17 protein-coding genes are annotated in these 17,695 nt (G+C 70.2%); 7 read left to right on the forward strand and 10 right to left on the reverse strand.

Going from position 1 to position 17,695, the window contains the following annotated elements; translation table 11 throughout:
* Window positions 1-198: 198 nt before the first annotated feature.
* The 4 genes from ACWD6R_RS04160 to ACWD6R_RS04175 all read left to right on the forward strand — a co-directional run bounded on the left by ACWD6R_RS04160 (window position 199) and on the right by ACWD6R_RS04175 (window position 3,524).
* Window positions 199-333: a hypothetical protein gene (locus tag ACWD6R_RS04160; protein WP_451817279.1), complete on the forward strand. Its 135-nt coding sequence runs from the start codon at window positions 199-201 to the stop codon at window positions 331-333.
* Between the two features lie 588 nt (window positions 334-921).
* Window positions 922-2,334 carry a rhodanese-like domain-containing protein gene (locus ACWD6R_RS04165; protein WP_451817280.1) on the forward strand — a complete coding sequence of 471 codons (1,413 nt, stop codon included), beginning with the start codon at window positions 922-924 and terminating at the stop codon, window positions 2,332-2,334.
* Window positions 2,335-2,385: 51 nt separating this feature from the next.
* A complete protein-coding gene (locus ACWD6R_RS04170) occupies window positions 2,386-2,745 on the forward strand; it encodes a rhodanese-like domain-containing protein (RefSeq protein ID WP_451817357.1) in 360 nt (119 codons plus the stop codon).
* A complete protein-coding gene (locus tag ACWD6R_RS04175) occupies window positions 2,742-3,524 on the forward strand; it encodes a sulfite exporter TauE/SafE family protein (protein WP_451817281.1) in 783 nt (260 codons plus the stop codon). Before ACWD6R_RS04170 ends, ACWD6R_RS04175 begins: the two co-directional genes overlap by 4 nt.
* A gap of 27 nt (window positions 3,525-3,551) precedes the next feature.
* Here ACWD6R_RS04175 and ACWD6R_RS04180 read toward each other — a convergent pair whose 3' ends face one another.
* Complete coding sequence (locus ACWD6R_RS04180) at window positions 3,552-3,830, reverse strand: metal-sensitive transcriptional regulator (protein WP_266978054.1); 279 nt, start codon at window positions 3,828-3,830, stop codon at window positions 3,552-3,554.
* A gap of 76 nt (window positions 3,831-3,906) precedes the next feature.
* Between ACWD6R_RS04180 and ACWD6R_RS04185 the strand changes: the two genes are divergently transcribed.
* On the forward strand, window positions 3,907-4,479 hold the full coding sequence (locus ACWD6R_RS04185; RefSeq protein ID WP_451817282.1) for a rhodanese-like domain-containing protein: 573 nt from the start codon (window positions 3,907-3,909) through the stop codon (window positions 4,477-4,479).
* 76 nt (window positions 4,480-4,555) lie between these two features.
* Here ACWD6R_RS04185 and ACWD6R_RS04190 read toward each other — a convergent pair whose 3' ends face one another.
* Window positions 4,556-5,851 (reverse strand): alpha/beta fold hydrolase, encoded by a 1,296-nt coding sequence (locus ACWD6R_RS04190; protein ID WP_451817283.1) that lies wholly within the window; start codon window positions 5,849-5,851, stop codon window positions 4,556-4,558.
* Between the two features lie 106 nt (window positions 5,852-5,957).
* Here ACWD6R_RS04190 and ACWD6R_RS04195 point away from each other — a divergent pair, with 106 nt between their 5' ends.
* Window positions 5,958-7,121 (forward strand): ABC transporter ATP-binding protein, encoded by a 1,164-nt coding sequence (locus ACWD6R_RS04195; RefSeq protein WP_451817284.1) that lies wholly within the window; start codon window positions 5,958-5,960, stop codon window positions 7,119-7,121.
* A 163-nt stretch (window positions 7,122-7,284) separates the two neighbouring features.
* Here ACWD6R_RS04195 and ACWD6R_RS04200 read toward each other — a convergent pair whose 3' ends face one another.
* From ACWD6R_RS04200 to ACWD6R_RS04230, 7 genes are all read right to left on the reverse strand, one after another.
* Complete coding sequence (locus ACWD6R_RS04200; protein WP_451817285.1) at window positions 7,285-8,238, reverse strand: ABC transporter substrate-binding protein; 954 nt, start codon at window positions 8,236-8,238, stop codon at window positions 7,285-7,287.
* Window positions 8,235-8,912 (reverse strand): ABC transporter permease, encoded by a 678-nt coding sequence (locus ACWD6R_RS04205; protein WP_451817286.1) that lies wholly within the window; start codon window positions 8,910-8,912, stop codon window positions 8,235-8,237. The genes ACWD6R_RS04200 and ACWD6R_RS04205 overlap by 4 nt, the downstream gene beginning before the upstream one ends.
* Complete coding sequence (locus tag ACWD6R_RS04210; protein ID WP_451817287.1) at window positions 8,909-9,586, reverse strand: ABC transporter permease; 678 nt, start codon at window positions 9,584-9,586, stop codon at window positions 8,909-8,911. Before ACWD6R_RS04210 ends, ACWD6R_RS04205 begins: the two co-directional genes overlap by 4 nt.
* Before the next feature lie 1,088 nt (window positions 9,587-10,674).
* Window positions 10,675-11,337 carry a hypothetical protein gene (locus ACWD6R_RS04215; protein ID WP_451817288.1) on the reverse strand — a complete coding sequence of 221 codons (663 nt, stop codon included), beginning with the start codon at window positions 11,335-11,337 and terminating at the stop codon, window positions 10,675-10,677.
* A gap of 650 nt (window positions 11,338-11,987) precedes the next feature.
* Window positions 11,988-12,431, reverse strand: coding sequence for an SMI1/KNR4 family protein (locus ACWD6R_RS04220; protein WP_451817289.1), 444 nt, complete (start codon window positions 12,429-12,431; stop codon window positions 11,988-11,990).
* Window positions 12,432-12,790: 359 nt separating this feature from the next.
* Window positions 12,791-13,462 carry a class I SAM-dependent methyltransferase gene (locus ACWD6R_RS04225; protein ID WP_451817290.1) on the reverse strand — a complete coding sequence of 224 codons (672 nt, stop codon included), beginning with the start codon at window positions 13,460-13,462 and terminating at the stop codon, window positions 12,791-12,793.
* A gap of 198 nt (window positions 13,463-13,660) precedes the next feature.
* Window positions 13,661-14,662, reverse strand: a complete 1,002-nt coding sequence (locus ACWD6R_RS04230) for a PHP domain-containing protein (RefSeq protein ID WP_451817291.1) — start codon at window positions 14,660-14,662, stop codon at window positions 13,661-13,663.
* Window positions 14,663-15,068: 406 nt separating this feature from the next.
* On the opposite strand from ACWD6R_RS04230, the gene ACWD6R_RS04235 reads away from it, so the two are divergent.
* Window positions 15,069-15,743, forward strand: coding sequence for a hypothetical protein (locus tag ACWD6R_RS04235; protein WP_451817292.1), 675 nt, complete (start codon window positions 15,069-15,071; stop codon window positions 15,741-15,743).
* A gap of 165 nt (window positions 15,744-15,908) precedes the next feature.
* On the opposite strand, the gene ACWD6R_RS04240 is transcribed toward ACWD6R_RS04235, so the two are convergent.
* Window positions 15,909-17,624, reverse strand: a complete 1,716-nt coding sequence (locus ACWD6R_RS04240) for a CocE/NonD family hydrolase (RefSeq protein WP_451817293.1) — start codon at window positions 17,622-17,624, stop codon at window positions 15,909-15,911.
* Between the last annotated feature and the right edge of the window lie 71 nt (window positions 17,625-17,695).

Below are 17,695 nucleotides of genomic sequence, written 5' to 3' on the forward strand. Positions count from 1 at the left end.
TACAGATCTGTTGACTACCCGCCCCGGGCGATCCCGCTCCCATGACCACCCGGGAGAACCATCGCGGAGCACGGTTCCGGGCTCCGCAGTTCGCAAGAACGCGTCACGGGGCCTCCGGATGCGTCTCGGAGGCCCCGCCGGCCCCGGAATCCCCCGGCGTGGAGTCTCCCGAGGGTCCCCGTGCCGACGTCCGCGCGCGTGTGCCCGCGCACACGCGGCAACGAGGTCGAGTGGACGATCAGCCGGCTCAAGATCTACCGCGCGGTCGTCACGCGCCACGACAGGAGGGCCTACGTCCTCCACGGCGCTGCCCCGGCCGCGGAGACCCGGTGATGACTCCGCCCGTGATCCGCCGGACGGGAGCCGAGCCGTTCCCCCCGCGTGGCCCGGGCACGTCCCTTCACCCTCTCCTCACCCTTCGGGATGTCCTCGTCGAGGATGTCGAGCGCGGACGCCCCTGCCCCATGACTGACGGACGGTCAGATGATGGCGCGCGGCCAACCGTACGGTCCGCCACCGGGCGCGGGAAGGGCCGCACCCAGGCGCGGGACGAGCTCGAACACGTACGTGCGGTACACCGGCGACGGCTCCACGGAACACTTCACGCCGGGCGCCCTCGGGACGGCGCCCGCGGATGACCGCGGCGATGGTCCGGCGGCGCCCGGTGCCGCGACGCACGCCCACCGTTCGCACTCCCCCCGGCGGTGCACCCGCCTCCGGGTCGAAGGGTGCCGGTACGCGCCTCACGGCGAGTGGCGAACACGTCGGCGACCTCGCGCCGCCGAGCCGAGCGGGCGGGGCGGGCGACAGCCGCTGTCGTTCCGTACGTCACACCGGGATTCGGAAATACCCCCTGGGGTATAAGTGCTAACCTTGGCGAGAGATACCCCCCGGGGTAAACTGTACGAAAGGAGTCATGCCGTGTTCTTCGTCGACACCCTGGAGACCGCCGGCCTCGGCAACCGCAGCTATCTGGCGGGCGGCCGGTACTCCGCGCTGGTGGTGGACCCGCCGCGCGACATCGACCGGGTCATCGCCGCGGCAGCACGGCGCGGCGTGCGGATCGCCCTGGTCGTGGAGACACATCTGCACAACGACTACGTGACGGGCGGCCTGGAGCTGGCGCGTGTCACCGGGGCCCAGTACCTGGTGCCCGCCGCCGCACTGGTCTCCTTCGACCGGGTTCCGGTCGCCGACGGGGACACCGCCCCGGTCGACGAGGGGCTGACGCTGCACGCGATGGCCACCCCCGGGCACACCCCGCACCACACCTCGTACGTACTGGAGGAGGACGGCCGCGCGGTGGCCGCCTTCACCGGCGGTTCGCTGCTGATCGGCAGCGTGGGCCGGCCCGACCTGGTGGAGCCCCGGCTGACCGCAGCGCTGGCCCGTGCCCAGCACGCCTCCGCGCACCGGCTCGCCGACGAGCTCGACGACGCCGTTCCCGTACTGCCGACCCACGGCTTCGGCAGCTTCTGTTCCTCCGCACAGGCCGACGGGAACACCACGACGATCGGCGCCGAGCGGGCCCGTAACGACGCGCTCGTCAAGGATGTGGACACGTTCGTCGCCGAGCTGCTCGCCGGACTGGACGACGTCCCCGCCTACTACGCGCACATGGGCCCGGCCAACGCCGCGGGTCCCGATCCGGTCGATCTGACCCCGCCCGGCCCGGCCGACGCCGAGCAGATCGCGCGACGGCTGGCCGCAGGTGAGTGGGTGGTGGATCTGCGCAGCCGGGTGGCGTTCGCCGAGGGGCATGTCGCCGGTTCGTTCAACTTCGAGGGCGAGGGGCAGCTCGCCACGTATCTCGCCTGGCTGATCCCGTGGGGCAGGCCCGTCACCCTGCTGGCGAGCAGCGCCGCCGACGTCGCGCACGCCCAGCGCGAGCTGACCCGGGTTGGCCTCGGCCGCCCGGTGGCCGCTGCGACCGGTGACCCGCGGTCCTGGGTCCGCACGGCGGAAGAGCTGCACTCGTTCCGCAGGTCGGACTTCGCGGGGCTGGCCGCGGCACGCGAGCGCGGCGAGCAGCCGGTGGTTCTCGATGTCCGCAGGGACGCCGAGCGCCGCACCGGTGCGATAGCCGGGTCGGTGCACATTCCGGTGCACGAGCTGCCCAAGCGGCTGGCCGAGGTGCCGGGCGGAGTGGTGTGGGTGCACTGCGCAGGCGGGATGCGGGCGGCGATCGCGGCGTCGCTGCTGGACGCCGCCGGGCGCGAGGTCGTGGCAGTCGACAACAGGTTCGGCGCGGCTGAGGCCGCCGGCCTGACGCTCGCGGTTCCGGCAGCCGGTGCCCCCGACGGGACGACCGGCACCGCACCGGCCACCGCCTGACCGTCGGACTCCCGTCCCGTACTTCTGGAGCACTTCCCCATGTTTTCCCTGATGTCCTTCTTCGGGCGCGGCCCCGGCCGTGTCACCCCGGCCGAGGCCCTCCGCCGGACCGCCGATGGTGCGGCGGTTCTGCTCGACGTACGCGAAACCTCCGAGTGGAAGGCCGGACACGCCCCGGGCGCCGTCCATCTGCCGCTCTCCCGGCTAACCGCCGGGCAGTCGCTGCCCGCTTCGGCGGCGGGCCGCCCCGTGGTGGCCATCTGCCGTTCCGGCCACCGGTCCCGGCAGGCCGCCCGCATCCTCGCCGGACGCGGCACCGAGGCCGTCGATGTCACCGGCGGCATGACCGCCTGGGCGGCCGAGGGGCTGCCTGTCCGAAACCGTCACGGAGCGGCGGGCACCGTCGCATGAGCACCCTCATCCTGGCCCTGACCGCCGGTGCCGTGGTCGGTCTGGCACTGGGCGGGCTGGGCGGCGGCGGCAGCGTCCTCGCCGTTCCCGCGCTGATCTATCTGCTCGGATTCACCCCGGCCGCGGCCACCACCGCAGCTCTGCTCATCGTCATCGCGACCTCCCTGACCGGGCTGGTCGCGCACGCCAGGGACGGTCACGTCCGCTGGCGGACCGGCGGCCTCTTCGCGGTGGCCGGCATCGTGCCGGCGGCGGTGGCCGGGGCACTGTCGGTCCGGATTCCGGCGGAGGTACTGACGGCGGCGTTCGCGGTGCTCGCGGTGGTGGCGGCAGTGCGGATGATCCGGCCGCGGGCGCCTGCGCGGTGCGAGGCGGCTTCGGCCAAGCCGAACGCCCCGGGCCCCGCCGACCGTACGGGCGCCGGGCGGGTCGTCCGCGCCGGGGCCGGTCTCGGCGCCGTGACCGGGTTCCTCGGGGTCGGCGGAGGATTTCTCGCCGTGCCCGCGCTGGTCACCGTCCTCGCCGTGCCCATGACGGCGGCGGTCGGCACCAGCCTGCTCGTCATCACGGTGAACTCCATGGCCGCTCTGGCCACCCGCCTCACCACGCCCACCTCGCTGGACTGGGCAGTGATCGTCCCGTTCACGGCGGCGGCGGTCCTCGGTGCGTGGGACGGTAAGCGGCTGGCCACCAAGGTGTCCACAGCCGCGCTCCAGCGGATCTTCGGCGCTGCGCTGCTCGCCGTGGCCCTCTTCATGCTGGTCGATGCCGTGGCCTGAGCCACGGCACCGACCCCGGATCCGGGCTCAGGCCAGCGAGAGGAAGAGCTTCTCCAGCCGGGCGCGCATCTGGTCCCGGTCGGCCGGTTCTGCGCCGTCGTCGGCCATGCAGTGCTGAAGGCCCGTCGCGATGATCGCGAAACCGGCCCGGTCGAGCGCGCGCGAAACGGCTGCCATCTGCGTGATGACGTCCTCGCAGTCCCGGCCCTCCTCGATCATCCTGATGATCGCGGCAAGCTGGCCCTGAGCGCGGCGAAGGCGGTTGAGTACCGACTTCAGTTCGTCGGCCGCCATGTCTATTTCCACACATCCTCCTCCGAATACCCCAAGGGGTATTCTACCTGTCCGGGGTACGCCCCGGCGACGAAAGGAAGCATCCCTCGTGACCAGCCCCGCCTCCCTCTCCCCCGCCCAGGCCGCAGCCCGGATCGCGGAGTTCACCGTCATCGACGTGCGGGCTCCGGGCGAGTACACCTCCGGGCACGTGCCCGGCGCGCTGAACATCCCGCTGGACCGTCTCGAAGAGGCGCTGCCCGCCCTGAAGGCGGCGGCGGCCCGCGGATCCCTGCTCGTGGTGTGCGCCTCCGGCGTGCGTTCCACCCGGGCCTGCGACATTCTCGCCGCGGCGGACATCGACGCCGTCACGCTGTCCGGCGGCACCTCCGCATGGGAGGGCGAGGGCCACGACCTGGACCGTCCCGCCGGCGCCCGGGCCACCTGGCCGATGGAGCGTCAGGTCCGGTTCGCCGCCGGTTCGCTCGTGGTGGCCGGTCTGCTCGCGGGCCGGCGTTTCCCAGCCGCGCGCTGGCTTTCGGCCGGCGTCGGCTCCGGTCTGGTCTTCTCCGCGGTGACCAACACCTGCGGAATGGCCGCTGTCCTGTCGAAGCTGCCGCACAACCGGACCCCGCGCTCGGCTGCGGACTTCGACGCCACGCTGGACGCCCTGCAGGGCTGAAGCGGTCCGGACGTACCCGTACGGCAGGTGCCGGTCACGCTACCCGCGTGACCGGCACCTGCCGTGAACAACCAGGTCAGACCTCGTCCCGGACAAGGGCGAGCAGCCGGTCGAGCACCCGCGGTCCCCCGGCGCGCAGCCCGTCGTGCTCGAACTCGTTCGTCACCCAGGTACGCAGTCCGCGGATCGCCGAGGCGGTGCGCAGCGCGTGCTCGGTGTCGACGTACATGTCGTCGTGATAGACGGCCGCGGCCACCGGTACATCATTGGCGGCGAGCCGCTCGGTGTCGTACAGCTCGGGCCAGTCGGTACGGGAGGCGAGCAGTTCGGCGGTCTCGCGCAGCGGGCGCAGGGCCGGGTCCACGTCGAAGTGCCAGGGGTGGATGCTCTCGCCGGTGAAGAGCACGGGCGCGTCGCCGGCCAGGGCGGTGGCGGCGTCGAATTGCGGGAATTCGGCGCGGACCCGCTCGGCGGACCAGCCGGTGGACTCCTTGCCCTGGCCGTAGATCGCCTCGTGCATCAGGGCGTACAGCGGGTGGCCCGCAAACGAGTTGGCGGTGCGCACGGCCTCCTGGAACGTGTCGGAGAGCTCGGTACCCAGCGGCGTACGGACAAAGGCGTTCTCCAGCAGGTAGTGCAGCTGATGGCTGCCGCTGTCGCCGCCCAGCATGATGCCGAGGGACTGGAACCCCTCGGGCGTCAGGCGGTGTCCGGCGCTCTCCGGGCGGTGCTCCAGGAGATACGCGGCAATCTCGCGGGCGCGCTCGACGTCCTGCGGGTAGCGGGCGTAGTGGGCAGCGACCTTCCGCTCGATCCGCGGGTACGCGGCCCGGTACACGTCGTCGGCGTGGGCGTCGAGCGAGGGCAGTCCGCCGGTGATCAGGACGGCCTCGAGCCCCTCGGGGGCAACCGACAGATAACGGACCGCGCAGAAGCCGCCGAACGACTGGCCGAGCACGGTCCACGGTGCGCCGCCGGTCAGCTGCGGCCGGATCAGCTCGCAGTCGCGCACGATGTTGTCGGACCGGAAGTGGGCGAGATAGTCGGCCTGCTCACGTGGGCCGCCGCGCAGCGGAAGGGTCTGTCGGTTGGCCGGTGTGGACAGCCCGGTGCCGCGCTGGTCGAGCAGCAGCACCCGGAACTCCTTCACCGCCCGCCCCAGCCAGGCCTCCGTACCGACGAAACGACGGGCACCGAAGCCGGGTCCGCCCTCCAGGTACACCAGCCACGGCAGCTCGTCGTCGACCCTGCCGCTCGCGACGGCCTCCCGGCCGAAGATCTCGATCTGCTCGCCGCCCGGATCGGCGTGATCGAGCGGGACGGTGAAACGGCGGTCGGTGAGAACGACGCCGGGCTGCCGGTAACTGGTCATAAGGTGCTCCTGAATCAGACGTATCACCGACAGTTCAGCACACGCCCGTGACTCGGACAGTCCCGGCCCGTGTGCGACGCGCCCGGGGGGCTCCTAGCGTGCAGTCATGATCCGGTTCGAGCAGGTCGGCAAGGTCTATCCGGACGGTACAACCGCGGTCGACAGGCTGTCCTTCGAGGTCGCCGAGGGGGAACTCGTCACCCTCGTCGGGCCGTCGGGCTGCGGCAAGACCACCACGATGATGATGGTGAACCGGCTGATCGAGCCGACCTCGGGCCGGATCCTGGTGGACGGCGAGGACATCGCGGGGATCGACCCGGTGCGGCTGCGCCGCCGGATCGGCTATGTCATCCAGCAGGTCGGCCTCTTCCCGCACCGGACGATCCTCGACAACACCGCGACCGTTCCCTCCCTGGTCGGCTGGAAGCGGGGCAGGGCCCGGGAGCGGGCGGCGGAACTGCTGGATCTGGTGGGGCTCGACCCGAAGACGTACGGCTCCCGGTACCCCGCCCAACTCTCCGGCGGCCAGCGCCAACGGGTGGGTGTCGCACGGGCGCTGGCCGCCGATCCGCCGGTGCTACTGATGGACGAACCGTTCGGTGCGGTCGACCCGGTGGTGCGGGAGCGGTTGCAGAACGAGTTCCTGAGTCTGCAGGCGGCCGTCAGGAAGACGGTCCTGATGGTCACCCATGACATCGAGGAAGCGGTCCGGATGGGCGACCGGATCGCGGTGTACGGGGAGGGGCGCATCGAGCAGTTCGACAAGCCGGCCACCGTGCTCGGCACACCGGCGACGCCGTACGTGGCCCAATTCGTCGGCGCGGACCGTGGTCTGAAACGGCTGTCGGTCACCACCATCGAGCGGGACGACCTGGAGGAGCCGCCGATCGCCCGGCTCGACGAGCCCGCACGCTCGGCGGCGGCCCGGCTGAACGGCGCGGGGGCCCGCTGGGCGGTCGTGCTCGGCGGCGAGGGTGAACTGCACGGCTGGGTGCCGGCGGACGCACTGCGGATCGCCGGGGAACACGGCACGGTCGGCGAACTGGCGCGCCGGATGGATGCGTGGGTACCGGTCGGGGCCCCGCTGAAGCAGGCATTCAGCGAGATGCTGCAGCACGACGCCGGGTGGGTGGCGGTGCTGGACGGGTCGCGTTTCCTCGGCGTACTGACTCCGGCGAAACTCCACGAGGCGCTGCGCCGGTCGGTGGACGCGGACGCGCGGGGAGTGGGGCGCGACGAGGTGCAGTTCGACTCGGTGGCGGACGCCTGACGGACCGATGGGCCGGTGCGACCGATTCGCCGGACCCCGCGTTGATCAGGTACGCCCGACGCCCGGTGCGAAGAACCGGGTGCTGGTCGCGGACGGTGCCGGGGACCGCGAGCGGATCACCGCGCGGATCACGGAACTTCCCTGGTAGGTACGCGCACGCCGCTCAGCTGCCCGGAATGAGCTCCTTGGACTCCAGGTAGTTCCGCGCGACGTCCTCGGGGAGCCGCCGCCAGCTGTCCACCTGCTCGTTCATCCGGGCGAGATCGGCGGTCGTCAGCACGGTGTTGAGCCGGTCCAGTGCGTCGCGTACGCCTGGGCTTCCCGCCCGGGACCGGTTGACGACGGGGACGAGGTAGTCGGCGTTCTGCAGATGCCTGTCGTCGGCGAGCAGAACCAGCCCGAAGGTGTCGAGGGTGGCGTCGGTGGTGGTGGTCAGGACCATCTGGTCCCGACCGCTCCGGACCGCCTGTTTCGCCTGTGTGGTGCCGACGCCCTTGGGATCGACGGCGGCGATGTCGATGCCGTACGTGTTCTTCAGTCCTGGAGCGCAGTAGGGCCGCTGCACGCACTCGTCGCCCGCGGCCAGCCGTACGGGAAGCCCTGACCTGCCCAGGTCGCTGAGCGTCCTCAGCCGGTGCTTCGCCGCGTACGGGGCGGTGACCGCGTACGCGTTCTGGTCGACGGCGCGGCCCGGGGCGAGGACGGTGAGGCCGCGGGGTGCGGCGAGGGCGCGCAGGGCCTTCATGGTGGTGTCGAGGTCGGGTGAGCCGACGGGGGCGGCGTCAGCGCCGTTCTTCTGTGCGTTCAGCCAGTCGGCGAAGGTGGCGGCGTACTCCGGTACGGCGTCGATCTGGCCGCTCTCCAGCGCCGGTTCGTAGATCTCCCGGTTGGTGACGGAGATGACCTTGGTGGAGTAGCCGGCCCGGTCGAGCAGCAGCGCGTACATCTGGGCGAGCAGGTCGCTCTCGGTGAAGCCCGCCGATCCGATGGTGAGGTGTTTGCTGTCGCCCGGCGGGGCGGTGACCTCGCCCTGGTCCTCCAGGGCGGGCCCGGTGGTGCACGCGGCCGCGGTCAGCAGCAGTGTCAGGAGTACGGGCACGGTCCGGCCGTCCCTCATCGGGATTCCTCGCCGCGCACCCAGTCGGGGGCGAGCCGCTGCCCGAGCTCGAAGATCCCTTCGAAGATCAGGGCGAACACGGCGACGAGGATCGCCCCGGCCACCACCTGCGGGGTGGAGGCGAGGTTGAAGCCCGCGGTGATGATGCGACCGAGTCCCCCGCCGCCCGCCAGCGCGGCCAGGGTGGCGGTGGCGACGAGCTGGACGGCCGCGATCCGTACACCGGTGAGGATCAACGGCAGGGCGAGCGGCACTTCGACCCGCAGCAGCAGCTGCCGCCCCGTCATGCCCATGCCGCGGGCGGCCCGTACGACATCGCGGTCGACCTCCCGCATCCCCACGTACGCATTGGTGAGCAGCGGCGGGACGGCGAACAGCACCAGGGCGACGACGGTCGGCCCCTCGCCGTACCTGCCGATCGGGGTGAGGAGCAGCAGGACCAGGACGGCGAAGGTGGGGACGGCGCGGCCGATGTTGGAGATATTGACGGCGAGTGCCCCGCCCTTGCCGAGATGGCCGAGGAAGAGAGCGGCGGGCAGCGCGATGAGGCAGCTGATCAGCAGGCAGACGACGGTGAGGACGAGGTGCTGTTCGAGCCGGTGCCAGATGCCGTTGTCGCCGGTCCAGTGGGCGGAGCTGGTGAGCCAGGACCAGGTGTCGGAGAGGGTGTTCACGACTGCCTACGGGTCCACGGGGTCAGCAGCCGCTGCGCGCCGAGCAGCAGCAGGTCGGCGGCGACGGCGATGACGACGCAGAGTACGGACGCGGTGAGCACCTGGGCCTTGAAGTAGGTGTTCATCCCGGAGTAGATGAGATTGCCGAGCCCGCCGTAGCCGACGATCGCACCGACGGTGACCAGGGAGACCGCGGAGACGGTGGCGATCCTCAGCCCGGCCATGGCGGCGGGCAGAGCGAGCGGCAGTTCCACGGCGACAAGGAGCCGGACGGGCCCGTAGCCCATGCCGCGCGCGGCCTGCCGGGTCTCCTCGGGCACGGCGCGCAGTCCGGCGAGGATGTTCCGTACGAGAAGGGTGAGCGAGTAGAGGACAAGCCCCGCGACGACGAGCGAGGCGGAAAGTCCGTAGACCGGCAGCAGCAGCGAGAACATGGCGAGCGACGGCACGGTGTAGAGGATGGTCGTCACGCCGAGGACGGGTCCGGCCGCCCAGCGCAGGCGACGGGCGGCAAGCGCGAGCGGAAGGGCGAGGAGCAGTCCGAGGCACACGGAGACCGCGGTCAGCTGGAGGTGCTGGAGGACGGCGTCCCAGAGAATGTTGCGACGGCTGGTCAGATAGGCACCGCAGAACCAGTCATTGCGCGCGAGGCAGTCGTCGGGGGGCGCGGTCACGAGTTCATTGGAGCGCGGGAGCCGGGCACCCGCTCGTCTTGATCGACTGTTCGTGGGCCGGGCATGCGGCAGGGCGGAGGCGCGCCCGGAGCGGCGGCCGCCGCCGCTTCCATCGGGTGACCAGGCGGGTCCGGTGCCTTCCGCCTGCCGCCCGCCTCCGCCGGACTTTTAGACCGACCGGCAATTGGGGGCGGCGTCACGGGGCTGGGGCACGCACCTCGCGGCATTGTCGTCAATCACCATGGCTCCGCCATGGCTCAATCCTCCGTCTTGCGATGCACGCACCCCAGCCCCGCTCATCCGTACGACTCAATCGGAGCGGCGGCCGCGGCACATGGGTTCTCGTACTCACCTCGCACGCGAGGCGATGGGTGCGCCGCACTTGCTGCGTACGGGTGGCACCCGCGCGCCCATGGCCGGGTGAGCCCGTGCGTGACGGTAGACCAGGGGCAGGCCTCACAATCTTCCGTACGCACAGAGGAGCCCCCGCATGGTGGCACCGGGCCGTGCCGACGACGCGTACCGCTTCGACGCTCTGCGCCCGATACACATCGACTGCACGCTCCAGCGTTCCCCCCGAGATCAGCAACACGGAGGGGCCGATCGACCGCAGCCGCGCAGTGGGGGCGGAGCGCGGCGTCAGGACCGAACGGGTCCGGGCGATCGACCACGACTGCGCGACCGGCGTGTGACCGGCACATGAGGAAGCACGGCTGGAAGACGGACACCTGGCCCGAGCTGTACGAGAAGGAGATGGCCGCCGACAAACGGCGCGATCCGAGGAGAGCCTCGCGCCGTGGACACAAAGGGTTTCCATGGGGATGTGACGAAGCTCCCGGTGGATGAGTTGCCGAGCAACGTCTTCCACCAGGAGCCTCGAGTGCCTGTCCACCCCTCTGCCATCGACCTGCCCAGCTCTGCCCCGGGGGTTCCTGGCGTCGGAGTTGACGGCGCACCGGCTGCCGGTCGGGACCCGGTGCGCGGCGTCCTTGTCCGACGCGACGCCCCTTGCTGGCCCTGGCCGACTTCCCGGAGACCCCGGACCGATTCCGACGGACCGCGGGTTCCAAGTGATGCGGGTGGCGCTGTTACCACCTGTCGTAGCGGTCACCGATCACCCGAAAGCTGCCCACGACGCCATTGTTGGCGAACAAGCCCCCCTCGACCGTGGGGGTCACGACGCCATGGGTGGCGCCGTGGGGACCGACGGTGGCGACCGGAGAGCCGTTGTCGCAGGTGGACCCGCGGTAGACCTCAACGGTCTTCCAGCTGTCGTTGCTGATGCTGAAGCTGGTTGAGCCCAGTCCGCTGGCCGCGGTGATGCAGCCTTCGGAGGCGGCGGAGTACGTCCGATCGTTGAATTGGATTCTTCCGTCTTCCCCGCGGTCGTAGCCGCGGTCCGAACCGCGGTCGCGACCCTCGTAGCCGCGACCCCCGTCATCACGGCCCCCATCATCGCGACCCCCGTCATCACGGCCCCCATAGTCGCGGCTCCCGTCATCACGGCCGCCGTCATCACGGCCGCCGTCATCACGGCCGCCGTCATCACGGCCGCCGTCCCCCTTCCCGTATCCGCCGTTCCCATCAGGGAGCGTCCCGGCAGGGTCGGCCTTCGGCACGGACGGCACGGACTTCGGGACGGACGGGGCGGCCTGGGTGGATCCGTTGGCCGAGGCATAGGTGATGCCGGTGACGGCAAGGACCGATGCGCCTACTACGGCGGCGGTCACGGCGAAGTTGCGCGCGATCATGTCACTTCTTCCTGTCTCAGAGACGCCGGCCGTGCAGCCGACCTGTGATAAAACGTACTAATACCCCTATTAGCTGTCATATCGGGCATATCAAAGGTGTGACGCCAGGGGGCCGCCCGGGCGTACGCACGAGAAGCGGCAGCCCGAGCTGCTACGTCGGTCGGGTCGACGGATCCGCCGGTGGCGAGAGGACGCGGTGAGCCGTAGCGGTCGGAGAGCGACTCGACGGGCGAAGCAGTGGTCATTCCGGTCGCACCCACGGAAGGGATTGGGCAGCCCGGCGACACCCGCAGATGATCTCTCCACAAGGAGAGCCGACCGTGAGGCGTGCGCCACCCTGCTCACCGTGAAGACGGCCCGCAGGGCCTCCGTCGTCCTGAAGGGGTCGGCGCAGACGAAAGGGCTCGGCCGGGTCACCCGCCGAGCAAGCGCCTCAGAGCCTGTCGGGTGGCCTTCGATCGGAAAGCGGACGCGGTCTGGTGCGTGCGATTCCAAGGCGCCGGAGGGCCCTCGGATGGGGTCTCCCCTGCTCGAACGAAGCTGAGAGCTTGGGGAAGGAGCTACTAGGGCATTTCGGCAACGCAGGAAGCGTGCGTGCCAGGGCGTGGCCGCCCGATCAGAGGTCGCCCGACAGGCTCTCAGCCGGTCGTTCATCCTCCCAGTCGGCCCAGCCCGCCGAGAAGTTCGGGCCATTGCTCCTCCGGTTGGGAGCCGGTGAGGTGCATGTAGCGCGGTCCCGCCACCCACTCCAGGAAGAACGTGGTGAAGTCGTCGGCCGCCCTCTCGAAGACGGCCGACTTCCACCATTCGACCCCGGTGTCGGGGAAGTACCAGACCGCCCCCGTCGATCGGTTGACGAAGAACGGTTCGTCGGAGACCACACCGAGGCAGAACCACTCCTCGCGGCCGAGGTTGACCTCGGCCGCGTCGATCGGGTCCGCGTAGAACTGCATGCTGTCGACCGTCGCGGCGTCGAACACGGTGACGTCTCCGCAGGTGGCGCCGTCGCATACCGCGAGGAACTCCCGGTACCGGTCGGGCAGGTCGGCTCCGATTCTCTCGGGCGGAGCCCCGGCGGGCAGCGAATTCAGCATGCTCCACTCATTTCGCGTGGCGGTCGTGGAGCGCAATTCCTCCACCACCCACCGGAGTTCGGCAGTCACCTCGCATTCCCCAGACCCGTCACGGACAAGATCAACTCCACCGTCTCTCGGGGCAACGGCTGCAGAGGAAGACAATGGATGCCTCTTGCGTCGCCCATGTCCATGTCCAGGCCATCCTCCCCGGTGACGCTGAGGAGGTGCTCCATACGGTGACCGCGGTCGCAGGACGGCCAGTCCGGCGGCTGCATCCAGGCCGGATATCCGCCGACTTTGTTCTGCAGCACGCTGGCCGGCTCCGTGTAAAAAGAGAGAAATTATCAATACCTGTGGATGTGTCTTCCGGCCTCGTGTCAGAGGACAGGTGGCTGGCAAGCCGAGGTCGCCTTGTGAGCCAGGATCTGAATGCCTGCTGATTCATGCCCGTTCATGGTCGTGATGGCGATCCCTCGGGTGTCGGCAGTCGTGAACCCTGCGAGCAGGGAAGCGAACCAGTCGCTCCCATGGTGGCGGCACACCGCGCCGTCGTCGGTCTCGAACACCCCGTAGGTGCCGTAGCGTTCGGCGAACCTGACATAACGGTCGCGATTGCGCTCGTCGTGCTGAAGCAGCATGTCGCTGAGGTAGAGCAACCCGCCGGGCTTGAGCACACGGTCCAGCTCGCCGATCAACCGCCGCTGCGCCTCGCTGCCGGGAATGCAGGTCAGCACCGCGAAGAGCATGATCACATCGACACTGGCGTCCGCACATGCCAGTGTCGGCGGCGCGTCCAGGACGGCGAAGCGCATAGCGGGGTGCAGGCTGCGGGCCTTGGCGATCATTCCGGGCGAGGTATCGACGCCGGTGAGGTTGTCGAAACCCTGCTCTGCGAGGACGTCCATGGTCCGGCCGTATCCACAGCCGTAGTCGAGGACTGCGGCATGTCGGCTGATGCCGTCCAGCCACGGTGTGTGCAGTGGGTGCGTGAACTGCTTCGTGGCCGCCGCGGCGTCCCAGTAGGCGGTCTGGCGGTCAAGAGCGGACATGGCGGATGCCTCCATCGGTGCCTCAGTAACGAGGATCAGGCTGCCACGGCCTCGGGGCGCTCGACGAGATGGCCGCGGTCGAAGCGAGCTCCGGCACGGACGAGATCCGTCACTCTGCCCACGGGGCCCCGCTACATGGGCGCGAAGTCACCGGCCCTCCATGTCTTCGCCCTCGCCACGGACCGACCGGGCTCGGCGTCATGACCAGGCCAGCAGTTCGTCCACCGGCCACGACGTGATGACGCGTTCGGCGGGCACACCACACTCCTCTGCCCGGGCGCAGCCGAAGATCTGCCAGTCGAGCTGTCCCGGCGCGTGCGCGTCGGTATCGATCGCGAACAGCACACCTGCGTCGACGGCCCGCCGCAGCAGACGCCGCGGCGGATCGAGCCGCTCCGGACGGCTGTTGATCTCCACCGCGGTGCCCGCCTCGGCACACGCGACGAAGACCTCGTCCGCGTCGAACTCCGACTCCGGGCGTCCCCGGCCGGTGATCAGACGGCCCGTGCAGTGCCCCAGTACATCCGCCTGCGGATGGCGAACGGCCGCGACCAGCCGGCGCGTCATGGCCCGCCCGTCCATCCGCAGCTTGGAGTGCACGGACACGACCACCACGTCGAGCTGCTCCAGCAGTCGGTCCTCCTGGTCGAGGGAGCCGTCCGGAAGGATGTCGCACTCGATGCCGGTGAGCAGCCGGAAGGGTGCCCACTGCTCGTTGAGTGCGGCTACGACCTCCAATTGGCGGCGCAGCCGTTCGAGCGACAGTCCGTTCGCCACAGTCAGCCGGGGCGAGTGGTCGGTGAGGACCGCCCACTCGTGCCCCAGTTCGATCGCCGTCCGTCCCATCTCCTCGATCGGACTTCCGCCGTCCGACCAGTCGGAGTGCAGATGGCAGTCGCCACGCAGCAGGGCGAGCAGCGTTTCACCCCCTTCCGCGAGGGGAGCCGCGGCGGCGTCCTCCAGCCGCTGGAGGTAGCCCGGGGCTTCCCCGGCCAGCGCTTCCCGTACCACCTGTGCCGTCTTCGGCCCGATGCCCTTGACCGACTCCAGCGACCCCGACGCCACTCGTTCCGCGATCTCGTCGCCCGTCATCGCCCCCACCGTGGCGGCGGCCTTACGGAACGCCTGGACGCGGTACGGGGCAGCCTGATCGCGTTCCAGCAGGAAGGCGATCCGCCGCAGGGCATCGACCGGATCCATCGGCACCTCATTTCCGGCCCCGGCACGACGGGGCTGCGCCGCTGCTCCCTCCACGTTGGCACAGCCCGGCAGCAGGCGGCATCTTGTGCACGGACGGTGGCCCGAGTCCGGTGAGGTACCTCTCATGAGGTGCGCATTCCGCCGAATTCGCCCCCTCGGGCAAACCGATCACCAAGCGGGTCGGTCACAGGAACAGTTCCACGGTCACGGCGTCCGGCGATGACGTTCCCGCCTTGCCAGGCCACGACGAAGGCAGTATTGAGGCCACGTAGAGTAGGAATCTTCGGCTGACGGAAGCCCTCTGAAGTACCTGAAGGACGTGCGCCCCCCGATGAATCGTGACGTGGCTCCCGCTCGACTCCGTCTCCACGCTGCACTGGACGGCCTCGCCGTCACCTTCCGTGGCATGACCGCCCGTTCCGACGAGTACAACTGCCCGTGTCACTGGGGCAGCGCAGAGGAACTCGCGCAGTTGAAGGTGCCGGGCCTGGAGTTGGACCCCGATCTCCTGCGTCGCACCTGGGATGCCCCGGACTGGACCGACCACGCGGCCGTGCTGCGTCGCATCCTGCCTCAGTTCGCCGCGGCACTTGTCCGTGGCCTCGTCGAACCATTCGGTATGGAGGAGGCCGGACGGTCATTCGCCCGAGGCCACTGGCAGCGGTGGCCTGTCGGGCAAGCCGCAGCGGTGCGGGAGTTCCTGCACGCCTGGTGGGCTCTCAGTCTCACCGACCCGGATCCCGCCGTGCCCGCGTACGAGGTCCTGGCCCTGTGCGCCGAGGCGTCCGCCGAGCTCAGTCCGTGGCTCACCGTCTGGGCGGAACTGCGTCATCCCGTGGCCGACCAGAACCTGGCCGAGGCGGTAAGGCAGTGGGAGTTCGACCTGCTGGGGGATCAACTCCCGTGGCACAGTCGTGAGAACGGGGATGAGATGTGCGCCGAGCTCGCCGCCTGGCTCATCCGCCACGCCCCTGACCGGCTGCGAGCCCACGGCGATTCCGAGGAATTACTCCATCTGATACGGCTGCTCGGCCTACCGGGCCCCGCCCGCTGGGAGGACCCGCACGCGCCCGGCTGTTGAGGCCCGGACCTGCGGCGCCGGTGACACCGAGGCGCTGTGGACGACGCCCTCCCCGGACGCCATGGTGGCCCGCCCGCGGCAGAACCCGTCGGAGGGCCACCAGGTGGTGGACGAGGACGTCGTGCGCCAGGACTGTATCCCTTTTTCCCGGTGGCGCCCCGCTGTCTATGCGTCGGGCTGTTCACCTTCGAAGGGCTGCGCAGCCTCGGTGCTCCCGGGAAGCATCAGTGCGGAGTCCGCGTGGAGCATGAGGCGTACCGGTGTGAAGTCGGTGGCGTCGACCGACGACTCCCCGGTGCCGGGATTACGGGCGTAGCGCGGATGGGCACCTCCGCTGATCTGCCAGCGGATACGGTGACCGGCGGCGAAGCGGTGGGCGGTCGAACTCATCGGTACGGTGACCATCGAGGGCGCCTGCTCAACCGTCCGCAGCTGAGCCAGTCCGTCACAGACGTTGATGGAACGGCCCTGTGCGTCCACGTCGCACAGTCGGGTGAAGACGTCGGCGTATCCGGTGTCCGTGGAAATGCTCAGCCGCGCGAAGACCGGGCCGAGGACGTCCACGGGCTCGGCCAGCGGCGGGCCCGTGAATGTCAGGACGTCTTCCCGGGCTTCCAGGGCGCTGTTGTCGCGGGGTCCGGCGGAGCGGGAGAGCAGAGGGCCGCCGATGGACGGGGTGGGGTCGGCCGGGTCGTAGCGGATGGACGTCAGCGGTGTGCTGTCCGTGGGTGCCTGCTGGGTGAGATACCCGTCCGGGGCGGGGAACCATGACGTCGCGGCCGGGGACAGCGGCCAGTCGTCGAGGTCACGCCACTCGCTTGCACCGCCGACGTGTACGCGCACTCCGGTGGGGCGCAGGCCGGAGGGGTCGGCGCACAGGTGCGCGCGCAGCCAGGCGAGGCTCTCGGCGAACACCTCGGGCCAGCCCTGTTGAAGTGCGGAGGTGTGTGTCCAGGGGCCGACGAGCAGGGCGGTCTCGCACCCGGCCCGACGCAGCCGGCCGTACTGCTCGAAGGTCTGGTCGGCCAGCGCGTCGTGCCATCCGGTGATCAGGCCGGTGGGCACGCTCAGCCGCTCCGCCGCTTCTCCCGGGGACGCGCCCAGCCAGTACGGGTCGTTGGCGTCCGGGTGCGTCATCACGTCGTCCAGCCAGGGCGCTTCACCCCCCAGGGCGGACACGTGGGCCCCACGCAGCGGCTGCGCGGTGGTGATGGCGCGCAGTCGGCGCTGCAGGCGCAGCGTCGCCCTCACGAAAGGGCCGATCCCCCGATGCTGGTATGTCATGCCGAGACCGACAGCGAGGGCGTTCTCCAGTCGGAGTGCACCGTCGGTGTGAAACAGGGCGTAGGGATCGTGCAGACCCACCTGTACCACCATCGCCTTCAGCTCCGGTGGCGGGTCCAGGGCGAGCGCCCACTGCACGTAACCCAGGTAACTGGGGCCGACCGTGCCCAGAATTCCGTTGAACCAGGGCTGCTCTCGCAGCCAGGTCACCGTGGCCTGGCCGTCGTCGGCCTCGTTGCGCCACAGATCGAACCGGCCGCCCGAGCCCCCGGTGCCGCGGCAGCTTTGCAGGACCACGTGGAAGCCCTGTTCGGCGAAGAGCATGCCGTACATGGGTGACCACGGCACGCCCCTGCCGTACGGCGAGCGCACGACAAGGGTGGGGAAGTCCCCCTCTCCGCGCGGAAAGTAGTGATCCGTACGCAACGGGCTGCCGTCGGCGGCCGGAACCACCAATCCCGGCTCCCACCCGGCTTCGTGCCGCTTGGCCGGGAGATTGCGCCAGGTCGCTCTCATCATCCGTGCGGACAGGGGCGGCTTCCCGGACGGCGGCGTCCAGGCCGGCCTCGGCACGGCGTCGTGCGTGCGTGATGTCATCGTTGCCCTCCACTATTCTCGTACTACGTACGAGAATAGTGGATGCTTGGATGGCTTCCACACGAGAGGCA

Source organism: Streptomyces sp. NPDC005151, assembly GCF_053599875.1.

Excerpts from the sequence above, each read along its gene's own strand:
- ACWD6R_RS04230 (WP_451817291.1), bottom strand. The coding sequence starts at position 14,662 with ATGGATCCGGTCGATGCCCTGCGGCGGATCGCCTTCCTGCTGGAACGC.
- ACWD6R_RS04220 (WP_451817289.1), bottom strand. The coding sequence starts at position 12,431 with ATGCTGAATTCGCTGCCCGCCGGGGCTCCGCCCGAGAGAATCGGAGCC.
- ACWD6R_RS04215 (WP_451817288.1), bottom strand. The coding sequence starts at position 11,337 with ATGATCGCGCGCAACTTCGCCGTGACCGCCGCCGTAGTAGGCGCATCG.
- ACWD6R_RS04175 (WP_451817281.1), top strand. The coding sequence starts at position 2,742 with ATGAGCACCCTCATCCTGGCCCTGACCGCCGGTGCCGTGGTCGGTCTG.
- ACWD6R_RS04240 (WP_451817293.1), bottom strand. The coding sequence starts at position 17,624 with ATGACATCACGCACGCACGACGCCGTGCCGAGGCCGGCCTGGACGCCG.
- ACWD6R_RS04225 (WP_451817290.1), bottom strand. The coding sequence starts at position 13,462 with ATGTCCGCTCTTGACCGCCAGACCGCCTACTGGGACGCCGCGGCGGCC.
- ACWD6R_RS04200 (WP_451817285.1), bottom strand. The coding sequence starts at position 8,238 with ATGAGGGACGGCCGGACCGTGCCCGTACTCCTGACACTGCTGCTGACC.
- ACWD6R_RS04190 (WP_451817283.1), bottom strand. The coding sequence starts at position 5,851 with ATGACCAGTTACCGGCAGCCCGGCGTCGTTCTCACCGACCGCCGTTTC.
- ACWD6R_RS04170 (WP_451817357.1), top strand. The coding sequence starts at position 2,386 with ATGTCCTTCTTCGGGCGCGGCCCCGGCCGTGTCACCCCGGCCGAGGCC.
- ACWD6R_RS04235 (WP_451817292.1), top strand. The coding sequence starts at position 15,069 with ATGACCGCCCGTTCCGACGAGTACAACTGCCCGTGTCACTGGGGCAGC.
- ACWD6R_RS04195 (WP_451817284.1), top strand. The coding sequence starts at position 5,958 with ATGATCCGGTTCGAGCAGGTCGGCAAGGTCTATCCGGACGGTACAACC.